Here is a 13,564-nt window from a genome sequence, read left to right as displayed (position 1 = left end):
CCGCTCCGGCCGGGTGGCGACACGAGGAAGGCGTGAACCGGTCGCGCACCGGAGCGGTCGGGAGAGCAGAATCGGGTACGGACCGGGGTGATCGTTTCCCCGGTGCGCCGGGCCCGTCTCCCCACGGGCCGGCCGACGACGAAGACGTACGAGGAGCCCCGATGGTGCACGAACGGGCCGGTCACCCGGCGCAGTCCGCAGACCTGGTCGACGTGGCACGGCTGGTGACGGCCTATTACGCCCTCCATCCCGATTCCGCCGAGCCCGCCCAGCGGGTGGCCTTCGGTACCTCCGGCCACCGCGGCTCCGCGTTCGCCGCCGCGTTCAACGAGGACCACATCGCCGCGACCACGCAGGCGATCTGCGACTACCGTGCCCGCCAGGGCACCGACGGCCCCCTGTTCCTCGGCGCGGACACCCACGCGCTGTCCGAACCCGCCCGGGTCACCGCCCTGGAGGTGCTCGCCGCCAACGGGGCCACCGTCCTCATCGACAGCGAGGACGGCTACACCCCCACCCCCGCCGTCTCGCACGCCATCCTCACGTACAACCAGGGCCGCACCGAGCACCTGGCCGACGGAATCGTGGTCACCCCTTCGCACAACCCGCCCGCCGACGGCGGCTTCAAGTACAACCCGCCGAACGGGGGACCGGCCGCCTCCGACGCCACCTCCTGGATCCAGGACCGGGCCAACGCCCTGATCGAGGCGGGACTCGGAGTGGTCCGCCGGATGCCCTACGCCCAGGCCCTGGCCGCCGACACCACCCACCGGTACGACTTCCTGACCGCGTACGTCGACGACCTGCCCTCCGCCCTCGACCTCGACGCCGTACGGGACGCGGGCATCCGCATCGGCGCCGACCCCCTCGGCGGCGCGTCCGTCGCCTACTGGGGGCGCATCGCGGAACGCCACCGGATCGACCTCACCGTCGTCAACCCGCTCGCCGACCCCACCTGGCGGTTCATGACGCTGGACTGGGACGGCAGGATCCGCATGGACTGCTCGTCCCCGCACGCCATGGCCTCGCTGATCGCCCAGCGCGACGCGTACGCCATCGCCACCGGGAACGACGCCGACGCCGACCGGCACGGCATCGTCACCCCCGACGGCGGCCTGATGAACCCCAACCACTATCTGGCTGTCGCCATCGACTACCTCTACACCCACCGCGACGGCTGGGCGGCCGGGACGGGCATCGGCAAGACGCTGGTCTCCTCGTCCATGATCGACCGGGTCGCCCACGACCTCGGCCGCACCCTGGTGGAGGTCCCGGTGGGCTTCAAGTGGTTCGTCGACGGCCTCTACGACGGCAGTCTCGGCTTCGGCGGCGAGGAGTCCGCCGGGGCCTCCTTCCTGCGCCGCGACGGCCGGGTCTGGACCACGGACAAGGACGGCATCCTGCTGGCCCTCCTCGCCTCCGAGATCACCGCAGTCACAGGTTCCACCCCCTCCGAGCACTACGCGCGGCTCACCGGCCGCTTCGGCGACCCGGCGTACGCACGCGTCGACGCACCCGCCACCCGCGAGGAGAAGGCCGTCCTGGCCCGGCTCTCCCCGCAGCAGGTCAAGGCCGACACCCTGGCCGGAGAGCCCGTCACCGCCGTCCTCACCGAGGCCCCCGGCAACGGGGCGGCGATCGGCGGCCTCAAGGTCTGCACCGACAGCGCCTGGTTCGCCGCCCGCCCCTCGGGCACCGAGGACGTCTACAAGGTGTACGCGGAGAGCTTCCAGGGACCCGGCCACCTCGCCCGGGTCCAGGAGGAGGCCAGGGCCCTGGTTTCCGAAGCACTCGGCGACGCCTGAGTCCTGTCGTCGGCATCCGGCATCCGGCATCCGGCACGCCGACCGGTGCCCGGCGCTCAGGCGCCCGGCACCGTCGGCCGCACCTGCCGCAGGAAGGCCGCGTTGTCCGGGGTGCGCCGGACCCTGTCGAGCAGCACCTGAAGGGCGCCCTGGCCGTCCCGCGTGCTCAGGGCGCGACGCAGGGCCCTCACGGCGGCCAACTCGCCCTGGCAATAGAGCAGTTCCTCGCGGCGGGTGCCGGAGCGGGTGACGTCGACGGCCGGGAAGATCCGCGCTTCGGCGGCGGAGCGGTCCAGGTGCAGCTCCATGTTGCCGGTGCCCTTCAGCTCCTCGAAGAAGAAGTCGTCGGCCCGCGAACCCGTCTCCACGAGGGCCGTCGCCAGGATGGTCAGCGAACCGCCCTCCTCGGCACAACGGGCCGCGCCGAACAGCTTCTTGGGGCCGGCCAGGGCCGCTGCGTCGACGCCACCACTGAGGGTCCGGCCGCCCGCGCGGGCCGCGTTGTTGTGGGCCCGGCACAGCCGGGTGAGGGAGTCCAGCAGGATCACCACGTCCCGGCCCTGCTCGACGAGGCGCCGACCGCGTTCGACGGCGAGTTCGGCCAGGGCGATGTGCTCCCGCGCGGGCCGGTCGAAGGTCGACGCGTACACCTCGCCGCGTACGGAGCGGCGCATGTCGGTGACCTCCTCGGGCCGCTCGTCGAGCAGCACCACCATGAGGTGGGCCTCGGGATGGTTGGTGGCGACGGAGGCGGCCACCTGCTGCAACAGCACCGTCTTGCCCGTCCGGGGCGGTGCGACGATGAGGCCGCGCTGGCCCTTGCCGACGGGGGAGACGAGATCGACGACGCGCGGGGCGGGCCCGCCGCGCGGGGTTTCCAGGCGCAGCCGCTCGCGGGGGTGGACCGGCGTCAAATCGCGGAAGCGGGCACGGCCCCGCAGGTCCTCCGGGGCGAGTCCGTTCACACGGTCTGCCGAGGACAGGACACGGGGCCGGTCGCAGCCGCCCTCGACGGCGTCGCCATTGCGCAGCCCGAGGCGGCGGATGAGGGCGGACGACACCTGGATGTCGCCGGGGGAGGGGTGGCCGCCGTGTACACGGAGCATGCCGTGGCCGTCGTCGACGGTGTCGAGGAGGCCGGCGCCCCGGACGGGGCGCTGCTCCCCGGTCACGGGGCGTTCGAGTGCGGTGGTCATGGGAGTGGGTCCTTTCGCGGACAGGCGAATGAGGGGACCGGCACACGGAGGGGCGGTGGACATCACGCCACGCACCGGGGGCGGGGAAGCCCTGGGCCGGGGAGACAGCGAAAACGCTGGGAAGAAGCTGGATCGCCGGTCGGAAAGGCCGGGCGCGTCAGCGATGGAGAGGAATCAGCACCGGTGCCCGCCGAAAAGGGGCATACACGCGTGCTCATCGCACTCTACCACTGTGCGCCGGGAGCGCGATGGAACATCCGTCGGTACATCCGTCGGATCGTCCGTCGGGCGCGTGTCGTGCGAGCGCCCGACACGCGTCGAGGGTGGTGAGAACTCCGGTGTTCGGGTTCCCACCACCCTCGGTGGCGGCGGCAGGGCAGCAGCGTCAGCCGGTCACACCCAGCAGCGGGGCCCAGGACTCCAGCGCGGGCTGCTCGGCGAGGTCGGCGAAGTCCACCTCGATGCCGTGGTCGCGGCGCCAGGCGGCGGCCAGTGACATGAGGCGGACGGAGTCGAGGCCGTAGTCGACGAGGTTCTCGTCGAGGGGGATCTCCTCCGGGTCCTCGCCCAGGACATCGGCGACATCGGCACGGAGCTGTTCGAGAGTGAGCGCCATGGCGGTCACTTCCCTTCGAAGACGGTCCGGGCGGTCGTGACGACGGCACATCTGCCCGCGGCCCAGCGCAACGCCATCGCGTGTTCCTCGGCCGAGAAGTCCGCCACCGCGTCGGCCACCACGAACGCCTGAATGTCCTGCATCCAGGCGTCGCACGCGGTCATGAGCACGCCGATGTGGGCGTAGACGCCGGTGATGACGATCTGGTCGCGGCCCTGCTCGCGCAGGCGCTCCAGCAGGTCCGTGCGGACGAAACCGCTGTACTTCCACTTGGTGAGCACGGTGTCGCCCGCGTCGGGTGCGACCTCGTCCGCGATGGCAGCCAGGTACTCGTCGGCCGGGAGTCCGGGGCCCCAGAAGTCCTGCTGGAGACCGCGCTCCTCCGCGCTCTGGCCGCCGGGCTGCGCGGTGTAGAGGACCGGCACGCCGAGCCGCGTCGCGTTCTTCTTCAACTCGGCCACGTGGGAGAGGAGGTCGGGCACCGGTTCGGCCCGGCGGTCGTAGGCCGACAGGAAGTGGTTCTGCAGGTCGTGGACGAGGAGCACCGCACGCGCGGGATCGACGGTCCAGTCGACCCGGTTGGCGGGCAGTTCGCCGACGGCCGGCATGGGGTAGGGGGCGATGGCGGGCAGAGCCATGGTGGAGAGGGTTCCGTTCGGGAGTCGTTCAGCGGGACGGGGAGGGAGAAGTGGTGCGGGCCGCGGCCTTGCGCAGGTCCTTCTTGGAGACCTTGCCCACGCCGGTCTGCGGGAAGGCGTCGACGAACTCGACCCGGTCCGGCACCTTGTAGGCGGCCAGGCCCCGTTCGCGTACGAACCGCTTGACGGCCACCGCCTTGAGCGGGCCCGCGCCCGAGCGCAGGATCACGTAGGCGCAGACGCGTTCGCCCAGATACGGGTCGGGCTCGGCCACCACGTTGGCGTCGTGCACGGCCGGGTGGGCGAGGATGTGGTTCTCGACCTCCTCGGCGGCGATCTTCTCGCCGCCCCGGTTGATCTGGTCCTTGGCCCGCCCCTCGACGACGATGTGCCCGGTGTCGGCGACCCGCACGATGTCGCCGGTGCGGTAGAAACCGTCCTCCGTGAAGGAACGGGCGTTGTGCTCGGGGGCGTTCCAGTAGCCGCGGATGGTGTAGGGCCCCCGGGTCAGCAGATGACCCGTCCCGCCCGGGGGCACCTCCTGATCGTCGTCGTCGACGACGAGGATCTCGTCGTCGGGCGAGATGGGCCGCCCCTGCGTGGTGACGATGGTCTCGACGGGGTCGTCCAGCCGGGTGTAGTTGACCAGCCCCTCGGCCATGCCGAAGACCTGCTGGAGCGTGCAGCCGAGAGCGGGACGGACCCGGCGGGCCGCCTCCTCGCTGAACTTGGCACCCCCGACGAGCAGGACGTCCAGGCTGCCGAGGTCGTGCGCGGTGCCCGGCGCGGCCTCCGTCCACAGCAGGGCCAGCGGTGGCACGAGCCCGGTGATGGTGACGCCCTCACGCTCGATCAGCGGGAACGCCACCTCGGGCGAGGGCCCCGGGCACAGCACCACACGGCCGCCGGCGTACAGCGTGCCGAGCGAACCGGGCGATGACAGGGGGAAGTTGTGGGCCGCCGGCAGCACGCACAGGTACACGCTCCGTTCGTCGACGGCGCAGACCTCGTTGGATCCCCGAAGCGAGTAGATGTAGTCGTCGTGGGTGCGCGGGATCAGCTTCGGTACGCCGGTGCTGCCGCCGGAGAGCTGAAGGAAGGCCAGGTCGCCCGGGTGCGGTCCGCCGTAGCCGACCGGCTCCTCGGCGACCTCGGCCAGCGCCTCGAACTCGCCGGGGTCCCCCTGGGCGACGAAGACATGACGCAGGGTGTCCACGTTGGCGCGGGCCTTCGACGCCAGCTCACGGTAGTCGTAGCCGCCGTGCTCGGCCGCGATGACGTACGCCACCGCCTCGGTGAACTCGCAGAAGTAGGTGATCTCGCTCTCGCGGTGCGCGGGCAGCGCGAAGACGGGCAGCGCGCCGATCCGGAACAGCGCGAAGATCACCTCGAAGAACTCGGCGATGTTGGGGAGTTGCACCACCACCCTGTCGCCCTTGGCGATGTCGCGGGCGAGGAACCCCGCCGCCAGCCGGTCGGCGCGCCGGTCGAGATCGGCGTACGTCCACCGGCTTCCCGCCGCGGGATCGACGATGGCGACCCGGTCCGGGTGGTCCTCGGCGCGCTGCCTCAGCATCTCCCCGAAGGTCTCCCCGCGCCACCAGCCGGCCGCCCGGTACTTCTCCGCGAACCCGGCGGGCCAGGTGGGCACCACGTCCGTACTCACAGCTCGGCTCCCACGGCGCTCAGGAAGGTGCGGAACTTGGCCGCCGTCTCGGCGGCCTCCGCCTCGGGCTCGGAGGCGGCGACGATTCCGGCTCCGGCGTACAGCCGCAGCGTCCGTTCCTCGGCGTCGGCGCAGCGGATCGTGACGACCCACTCGCCGTCGCCCTCGGCGTCACCCCAGCCGACCACGCCGGTGAAGAACCCGCGGTCGAACGGTTCGGTCTGCGCGATGACCTGACGGGCCGTCGACGTCGGTGTGCCGCAGACGGCGGGTGTCGGGTGCAGCGCGCAGGCCAGCTCCAGTGCCGAGGCGCCGGGGGAGGCGAGGGTGCCGGTGACCGTGGTGGACAGATGCCACATGGTGGCGGTGCGGACGAGGGTCGGCCGGGCCGGGACGGTCAGCTCCGTGCAGTGCGGGGCGAGCGCCTGGTGGACGGCGTCGACGACGACGGCGTGCTCGTGGAGGTCCTTGACGGATTCCAGCAGGGTGGCCGCCCGGCGCACGTCCTCGGCGAGGTCGGCGCTGCGGGGGGTCGACCCGGCGAGCGGATTGGCGACGACCTGCTTGCCGTGGCGGGAGACGAGCAGTTCGGGGCTGGCGCCGATGAGGGTGCGCCCGGGGCCGGTCGGCAGGGCGAAGGTGTAGCCGGAGGGGTCGCGGCGGGCGAGGCGCTGGAGCATCGCGGGCAGGTCGAGCGGGGCCTCGGAGGTGAGTTCGAGGGTGCGGGCCAGCACGACCTTGCTGAACTCACCGCGCCACATGCGCTCCACGGCCGCTGCGACGCCCTTGCCGTAGATCTCCGGTTCGGGCACCGGGCGTATCCGCCAGTCGCCCGCGGCGGGCGCGCCCGCGGGCAGGGCGATGAGCGGGTCGGAGGTGAGCGGCGGCGCGCACCGCACCGACTCCGGGACGCTCAGGGCGGCCGGGGCGGCGTGGTCGAAGGGGATGGCGCCCATGACCACCGGCGATTCCTGACCGGCGGCGACCGCCGCGGCGAGCGTGGCGCCCACCCGCGCCGTCAACGGTCTCCCGTCATGGGGGACGTGGCGTCCAGGGCCCCGTGCGAGCAGGGTGCGTCCGGGGGTGGCGAGAAAGCGGTCGCCCGGTGCGTAGGCGTCCAGCAGCGAAGTGGCCGCTCCTACGGCCGGATGGGCCGGATCGGCCGGGGCGGTGGGCGTGGCGACCTGGGATGCCGTCGACACGGGGACTCCATTCTCGATGGTCCCGTCAGCGGGGCCGGATGCGGGCGCTGGACGGGAGGTGAGGGAAAGGGCGAGGGGCGGTCGGGCCGGTCAGCGCAGGGTCGCGCCGCCGTCGACGTACAGCTCCTGCATGGTGATGTGGCGGGCACGGTCCGAGGCGAGGAAGGCCACGGTCTCCGCGATGTCCCCGGGGTCGGCGATCCGGCCGAGCGGGATGCCGGTGCGGTAGGTCGATGGGTCCCCGTCGATGACGCGCTGTTCGGCCCCCGGACCGGCCCACAGCGCGCGTTGCATCGGCGTATCGGTGGAGCCGGGTGCGACGACGTTGCAGCGAACGCCGCTGCGGGCGAGTTCGAGCCCCAGGCATTTGGTGAACATGGCGGCGGCCGCCTTGGAAGCGGCGTAGGCGGCCATGCCGGTGCGGGGGACGCCGGCTGCGTTGGAGCCGACGGTGACGACCGCGCCGGATCCGCGGGCTGCCATGAGCGGGGCGACGGCCTGGGAGACGTGGAAGACGCCGGTGGCGTTCACCGCGAACGTCTCCGCCCAGTCCTGCGCGGAGAGCACCGCGGCCGGGCCGGTGCGCAGGATGCCCGCCACGTTCACCAGGACGTCGACCGGGCCGAGTTGGCGCTCGACCCGGGCCACGGTGCTCTCCACCGAACCGCGGTCGGTGACGTCCATCACGTACGGGGTCAGGCTGCCTCCCGACCGTTCGCCGTCGGGCAGTTTCTCCTGCGTCAGGGCCCACTCGGCGGCCGGTGCCTCGACGCCCGGCCGGGCGCGATCGGTGGCGGCCACGCGGGCGCCGAGGGTGGCGAGCAGGTCGGCGACTGCCGCGCCGATGCCTTGTGCGGCACCGGTGACCAGAGCAGTGCGGCCGATGAACTCGCCGCTTCTGCCCGGTATGTGCTCGGGCATGAGCAACCTCCTCCGAATGTTAGGTAAGGGTAACCTAATTAAATCGACCACCCCGGGCGTGTCGGGTCGTCGATGTTTACTTAGGCTAGCCTCACCTTATGCATACGCCGCACATGGGGACCACGGCCTCGGCTCCCGAACATGACTCCTCGACCGTTCAGTTGGATGGAGGCGAGACCGGCCGGACGGTGGAGACCGTGCCCGCCGGACGCGAGGCGGCATCCCGGGGAACCGAGATCAAAACGACCTCGAACACCGGACGACCCGCCGCCGTGACCGGGGACCCCCGTTCCACAGCCGACCCGCGAGGGCGGACCGTGGCGGCGGCCGTCGGCGGACTGGCCCTCGCCGTCCTGCTGTTGGCGGCGCTCTCCCTCTCGATCGGCGCGGGCGAGGTCGGCCCCGACGGCGTCCTCGACTACCTGCTGGGCCGGGACGGTGCGCGCGACAACGCCCGGCTCTCCCTCGTCGTCGGAGACCTGCGCCTCCCACGTACCTTCACCGCGCTGCTCGTCGGAGCGGCCCTGGGCGTCGCCGGGTGCCTCCTCCAGGCGGTCACCCGCAACCCGCTGGCCGAGACCGGACTGCTCGGCGTCAACGCCGGCGCCTCACTCGGCGTCGTCGCCGGCATCGCACTCCTCGGTTTCGATTCCGGTTACGCCTACCTCGTCTGCGCGTTCGTCGGCGCGGTGGTCGCCAGCGGCCTCGTTCTCCTCATCTCCGGAAGACGCGGCGGCGGCTCTCCCATGCGTCTGGTCCTGGCCGGAGCGGCCCTCGGCGCTACCTTCGGCGGGCTCACCAGCGTCATCGTCGTCAACTCCGCGGAGACCTACGACAGATTCCGCTTCTGGGTCCTCGGCTCCCTCGCCGGCGTCGAGGGCTTCGGCGAACTCGGCCGCCTCGCCCCGGTGCTCGCCCTCGGCTTCCTCGTCGCCCTCCTGGTCGCCCGCCCGCTCTCCGCCCTCGCCCTCGGCGACGACCTGGCCCGCAGCCTCGGCCACCGGCCACCCGTGATCCGTACGGTCGTCGCCGCGGGCGTCACCCTCCTGACCGCCGCCGCCGTTGCGCTCGCCGGCCCCATCTCCTTCCTCGGCCTGCTCGCCGGATTCCTCGCCCGCGCCCTGGCCGGCACCCGGCTCGCGGCCCGGCTGCTGCTCGCCGGGCTCATCGGCGCCTGCGTCCTCACGGTCTCCGACATCGCCGCCCGCGTGGTCTCCCGGCCCTTCGAGGCGCCCGTCTCCGTCATCGTCGCCCTCATCGGAGCCCCCGTCCTCATCGCCATCGTGCGCTCCAAGCAGCTGGCCTCGATGGGCATGACGGAACCGGCCACCGAGGAGCGCGCCCCCGACCGCCCCCGCCGTTTCCGGATCGCCCTGCCCCGCCCCGCCCTCCGCACACCGAAGACCAGGACGCTCCGGGTCCGTCCGGCCGACACCCTCGTCCTGCGGCGCGGACCGCTGTCCCTGCTCGTCACCCGGCGCGCCGCGCTCGCCGCCCTCGCCCTCACCGGGGCCCTCCTGCTCGCCGTCGTCCTCTCCGCGTACGCGGGCCAGAGCGACATGGGCGTCGGCCGCACCTTCCGCGCGGTGCTCGGCCAGGGCGACCGCTTCGACGTCCTGCTCGTGCAGAAGTTCCGGCTCGGCCGCATCGTCGCCGGACTCACCGCGGGCGCCGCCCTCGGCCTCGCGGGCTGCCTCACCCAGACCCTGGCCCGCAACCGCCTGGCCACCCCCGAACTCCTCGGTGTCAACGACGGGGCGACCGCCGCCGTCCTGCTCTCCGTCACCCTCAGCGCCACCGGCTCCTTCGGCGCCTGGTGGGCCGGACCGCTCGGCGCACTCGCCGCCGTCATCGTCGTCACCACCGTCTCCGGCGGCCTCGGCCAACGCGGCTACCGCGTCCTCGTCGTCGGCCTCGCCATGTCCGCGCTGGCCTCGGCGATCACCCAGGTCGTCCTGTCCCGCAGGTCCCTCTCCTCCGCGAGTTCGCTGTACGTATGGACCTCCGGGAGCCTCAACGGACGCAGCTACTCCGTCGCCGTCCCCGTCCTCATCGGCCTCGCGCTGTTGGTCCCGGTCGCCCTCGTCGTCGCCCGCCATCTCGGCGTCCTGCGCTTCGACGACGCGACCGCCTCCTCGCTCGGCTCCGCCCCCGGCCGGGTCCGGGCCCTCTCGCTGCTGCTGGCCGTCGCGCTCGCGGGCCTCGCGGTCGGCATCTGCGGCCCCGTCGGCTTCGTGGCGCTGGCCTCCCCGGTCATCGCCTCCCGGCTCGCCGGCCCCCTGCGCGTACCGCTCGTCGGCTCGATGCTCACCGGAGCCGTCCTCGTGGTCGCCGCCGACACCCTCGGCCGCATCGCCTTCGACGGAGTCGAACTCCCCGTCGGCATCGTCACCACCGTCCTGGGCGGCCCGTTCCTGCTGTGGGTGCTCCTCGGCCGCTCCGCCGCCACCCGCGTCTGAAAGGAGGCCCGCACATGACCAGCCCACAGCACCGCAACCAGCCCGCCCCTCCCGCACTCGCGGGACCGACCGGAACCGAGGCGCACACCGTGCGAAGTCCCCTCCTGCGCACGCTCGTCGAGAACCTGACCACGGGCGGCCCCGACGCCGAGGAGGCGTTCTGGCGGTACGTGAGCGCCACCGGCGCCCCGCTCGTCGAGCCCGACCCCGAGGGCGACCCCGGCCACCGGCTCGTCACCTTCGTCCGCCGTGAGGACCCCGAGCGCCCCGCCACCCATGTCCTGGCCCTCGTCCACACGGTCACCGACAAGGACCGGCACGCGGGCGACCTCGCCCCGCACCTGATGGAACGCGTCGCAGGCACCGGCGTCTGGGCGATCAGCCACCGGCTGCGGGCCGACCACCGTGCCTCGTACCAGTTCCACGCCACCGACGGAACCCGCGAGGACGCGCTGCGCGCCGACCGGGCCGCCTGGCTCCAGGTCCTCGACCACGCCGAACCCGACCCGCTCAACGGCCGTGCCCCGCTGCCCTCCCGGGACGGCCGCAACCCCGCCTCCGTACTCGAACTTCCCGAAGCCCCCGTCCAGTCACGTATCGGGCGGCGCGACGACGTGGTCCGGGGGCGGACGCATGACGCCGAGGTGGACGGCCGCCGGCTCACGGTCCACCTGCCGCCCGGCCACCGCCCGGACGGCGGCCCCTACGCCCTCGCCGTCCTCCTCGACGGCGAGATGTGGGGCTCGGTGCTCGGCGTCGGCGACATCCTCGACAACCTGCACGCCGACGGGGACCTGCCCCCCACCGTGACGGTCCTGGTCGACACCATGGGCCGGCGCATGGAGGACCTGGCCTGCAGCGCGCCGTTCGTCGACTGGCTGGCCGACATCCTGCTGCCCTGGGCCGGACGGGAGTACGGGGCCGGGGCCGACGCCGCACGGACCGTCGTCGCCGGACAGAGCGCGGGCGGCCTCACCGCCGCTTTCGCCTCCTTCCGACGCCCCGACCGCTTCGGCCTCGCGCTCTCCCAGTCCGGCTCCTTCTGGTTTCCCGACGACGAACGCGGCAGCGAATGGCTCACCGGGCAGTACGCCCGGGCGGAACGCAGACCGGTGACGCTCCACCTGGAGGTCGGCCTCCAGGAATGGATGCTCCTGGCGGAGAATCGCAGACTCCGCAACGTGCTGCGCGCCCGCGGATACGACGTCCGCTACCGGGAGTTCAACGGTGGCCACGACTACGCCTGCTGGCGAGGCGGTCTCGCGGACGGCCTGGCGGAGCTGCTCGGCGGTCGCTGAGCGGTTCCACCGCGCCGCTGCCCCGACAGGCAAGGGGGCGGGGCAGCACCCCCCTCCGGGTGCCGCCCCGCCCCTTACTCTCCTCGGGCTCTCACCTTCTGACGGCCGGAGACTCGGTCGCCGCCAGGCCCTCGCCGGGTCCGGGCCGCCCCTCCTCCTCCTCGTCGAACGGCGGCGGCTGCGGGGCCTCGCGGGGCAGCCGCAGCGCGATCAGCGCCCCGGCCGCGACGAGCGCCGCCGTCACCCAGACCGCCGTACGGTACGGGTCCGGATCCACGGCCTCCGTCGCATGACCGCCGCCGATCACCGCCGCACATGCGGCGATGCCCACCGCGCCGCCCAGCGTGCGGACGATCTGGAACAGGCCCATCGCCTGCCCCAGGTCGGGCGGCGCGATCGACTCGAACCCGGAGATCTGCACGGTCAGCACCGCCGTGCCGAGCACCAGGCCGATCAGGAACATCAGCCCGCGCACGCTCCACGCGTTCTCCGCTACTCCGGGCACGGCGAGCGTCGCGAAGACCGCGGCGGCCACCACCAGCGCCGGCACGGTCAGCAGCCGGGGGCCGAGCCGCGGCAGCAGCCGGTCCACCACCTGCGAGGCGAGCATCAGCCCGACCGCCTCCGGGAACACGCTCAGTCCGGCATCCAGCGCCGACGCCCCCAGGCTCGCCTGGTAGAGCAGCGGGAAGACGAACAGCACGCCCATCAGCCCGGCGGCCGTCACCCCGGCCAGCGCGGCGGCCGACCCGTACACCCGGTCGGCGAGCAGCCGCAGTCTCAGCAACGGTGTCCCCGCACGCACCTGGTGCAGGACGGCGGCCACCAACAGGACGGACCCCAGGGCCGCGCTCACGGCGACGGCCGGCCGGGTCCAGCCCTGCGAGGGGCCAAAGCCGAGCGCGTACGTCAGCAGCCCCAGCGCCGGAGTGGCCAGCCAGAAGCCCACCGTGTCGAAAGCGCCCTCAGGGCCCTCCACATGCTCACGCAGACCGAGGACGCCCAGCAGTACGGCGGCCGCCCCGATGGGCACGTTCACGAAGAACAGCCAGTGCCAGGAGAGGTGTTCGGTGAGCAGGCCGCCCAGCGGCGGACCGAGCGCCGGCATCAGCGCCGTCGGCACGATCAGCACCCTGGCCAGCTTCATCCGCTCGTGCGGCGGGAACGCCCGGAACAGCAGCGTCATCCCGACCGGCGTCAACAACCCGCCCGCCAGGCCCTGCACAGCCCGCGCCACCACCAGCGTCGTCAGATCGGGGGCGAGACCGCAGACGGCCGAAGCGATCGTGAACGCGGTCAGCGCGCCGAGGAACACGCGCTTCGTCCCGAACCGGTCACCCAGCCACCCCGCCACCGGCAGCCCCACCGCGAGCGCGACCAGGAAGGCCGTCTCCACGGTGTTCGCCGCCGACAGCGGACGCCCGAAGTCACCCGCGATCGTGTAGAGCGCCGGGTTCACGATCGTCGAGTCCAGGCCGTTCATGCACATCGCGGCCGTGTAGACGAGGACGACCGCGACCCGGGGACGTATCCGGGGCCGGATCAGCAGCCCGCTCACCGCGCGGAGACGGGGGCGGGACCGGCCCAGTGCGCGGTGATCCAGTCCAGCGCGTCCTGGCGTGCGCACGGGCCGTGAGCCGTCGACCAGCCCTCGGGCACCGCGGCGAACAGCGGCCACAGCGAGTGCTGCCCCTCCGCGTTGGTCAGGACGAAGAACTCCCCGTCCGCGTCGAAGGGGTTGGCGGATGCGTCGCTCATCGGTG

Annotated in this window: 11 protein-coding genes; 3 read left to right on the top strand and 8 right to left on the bottom strand. The window is 73.0% G+C overall.

Annotated elements, in window-relative coordinates; translation table 11 throughout:
* Positions 1–161: 161 nt before the first annotated feature.
* A complete protein-coding gene (gene pgm / locus ACH4RG_RS26245) occupies positions 162–1,805 on the top strand; it encodes a phosphoglucomutase (alpha-D-glucose-1,6-bisphosphate-dependent) (protein ID WP_397924694.1) in 1,644 nt (547 codons plus the stop codon).
* Between the two features lie 56 nt (positions 1,806–1,861).
* On the opposite strand, the gene rho is transcribed toward pgm, so the two are convergent.
* The 6 genes from rho to ACH4RG_RS26215 all read right to left on the bottom strand — a co-directional run bounded on the left by rho (position 1,862) and on the right by ACH4RG_RS26215 (position 8,044).
* Positions 1,862–3,001, bottom strand: coding sequence for a transcription termination factor Rho (rho, locus tag ACH4RG_RS26240; RefSeq protein WP_398540348.1), 1,140 nt, complete (start codon positions 2,999–3,001; stop codon positions 1,862–1,864).
* 385 nt (positions 3,002–3,386) lie between these two features.
* Positions 3,387–3,617, bottom strand: coding sequence for a phosphopantetheine-binding protein (locus ACH4RG_RS26235; RefSeq protein WP_397924698.1), 231 nt, complete (start codon positions 3,615–3,617; stop codon positions 3,387–3,389).
* A gap of 5 nt (positions 3,618–3,622) precedes the next feature.
* On the bottom strand, positions 3,623–4,255 hold the full coding sequence (locus ACH4RG_RS26230; protein WP_397924700.1) for an isochorismatase family protein: 633 nt from the start codon (positions 4,253–4,255) through the stop codon (positions 3,623–3,625).
* Between the two features lie 28 nt (positions 4,256–4,283).
* On the bottom strand, positions 4,284–5,921 hold the full coding sequence (locus tag ACH4RG_RS26225) for a (2,3-dihydroxybenzoyl)adenylate synthase (protein ID WP_398540347.1): 1,638 nt from the start codon (positions 5,919–5,921) through the stop codon (positions 4,284–4,286).
* A complete protein-coding gene (dhbC, locus tag ACH4RG_RS26220) occupies positions 5,918–7,123 on the bottom strand; it encodes an isochorismate synthase DhbC (protein WP_398540346.1) in 1,206 nt (401 codons plus the stop codon). Before dhbC ends, ACH4RG_RS26225 begins: the two co-directional genes overlap by 4 nt.
* A 90-nt stretch (positions 7,124–7,213) precedes the next feature.
* Entirely contained in the window at positions 7,214–8,044 is an 831-nt protein-coding gene (locus ACH4RG_RS26215; RefSeq protein ID WP_398163292.1) for a 2,3-dihydro-2,3-dihydroxybenzoate dehydrogenase, read from the bottom strand.
* Between the two features lie 98 nt (positions 8,045–8,142).
* Between ACH4RG_RS26215 and fhuB the strand changes: the two genes are divergently transcribed.
* Entirely contained in the window at positions 8,143–10,503 is a 2,361-nt protein-coding gene (gene fhuB / locus ACH4RG_RS26210; RefSeq protein WP_398540345.1) for a Fe(3+)-hydroxamate ABC transporter permease FhuB, read from the top strand.
* 14 nt (positions 10,504–10,517) lie between these two features.
* Positions 10,518–11,801, top strand: coding sequence for an enterochelin esterase (gene fes, locus ACH4RG_RS26205; protein ID WP_398540344.1), 1,284 nt, complete (start codon positions 10,518–10,520; stop codon positions 11,799–11,801).
* Between the two features lie 91 nt (positions 11,802–11,892).
* On the opposite strand, the gene ACH4RG_RS26200 is transcribed toward fes, so the two are convergent.
* Both ACH4RG_RS26200 and ACH4RG_RS26195 read right to left on the bottom strand, forming a co-directional pair.
* On the bottom strand, positions 11,893–13,359 hold the full coding sequence (locus ACH4RG_RS26200; protein ID WP_397924712.1) for a DHA2 family efflux MFS transporter permease subunit: 1,467 nt from the start codon (positions 13,357–13,359) through the stop codon (positions 11,893–11,895).
* Positions 13,356–13,559, bottom strand: coding sequence for an MbtH family protein (locus ACH4RG_RS26195; protein WP_398540343.1), 204 nt, complete (start codon positions 13,557–13,559; stop codon positions 13,356–13,358). Before ACH4RG_RS26195 ends, ACH4RG_RS26200 begins: the two co-directional genes overlap by 4 nt.
* Positions 13,560–13,564 lie beyond the last annotated feature (5 nt).

The sequence above is a fragment of the Streptomyces sp. NPDC021019 genome, from assembly GCF_044333295.1.
Classification (GTDB): Bacteria; Actinomycetota; Actinomycetes; order Streptomycetales; family Streptomycetaceae; genus Streptomyces.
Note: the sequence above shows the minus strand (reverse complement) of the source record. Positions and strands in the feature narration are given on the sequence as shown.

Excerpts from the sequence above, each read along its gene's own strand:
- pgm (WP_397924694.1), top strand. The coding sequence starts at position 162 with ATGGTGCACGAACGGGCCGGTCACCCGGCGCAGTCCGCAGACCTGGTC.
- rho (WP_398540348.1), bottom strand. The coding sequence starts at position 3,001 with ATGACCACCGCACTCGAACGCCCCGTGACCGGGGAGCAGCGCCCCGTC.
- ACH4RG_RS26235 (WP_397924698.1), bottom strand. The coding sequence starts at position 3,617 with ATGGCGCTCACTCTCGAACAGCTCCGTGCCGATGTCGCCGATGTCCTG.
- ACH4RG_RS26230 (WP_397924700.1), bottom strand. The coding sequence starts at position 4,255 with ATGGCTCTGCCCGCCATCGCCCCCTACCCCATGCCGGCCGTCGGCGAA.
- ACH4RG_RS26215 (WP_398163292.1), bottom strand. The coding sequence starts at position 8,044 with ATGCCCGAGCACATACCGGGCAGAAGCGGCGAGTTCATCGGCCGCACT.
- fhuB (WP_398540345.1), top strand. The coding sequence starts at position 8,143 with ATGCATACGCCGCACATGGGGACCACGGCCTCGGCTCCCGAACATGAC.
- fes (WP_398540344.1), top strand. The coding sequence starts at position 10,518 with ATGACCAGCCCACAGCACCGCAACCAGCCCGCCCCTCCCGCACTCGCG.
- ACH4RG_RS26195 (WP_398540343.1), bottom strand. The coding sequence starts at position 13,559 with ATGAGCGACGCATCCGCCAACCCCTTCGACGCGGACGGGGAGTTCTTC.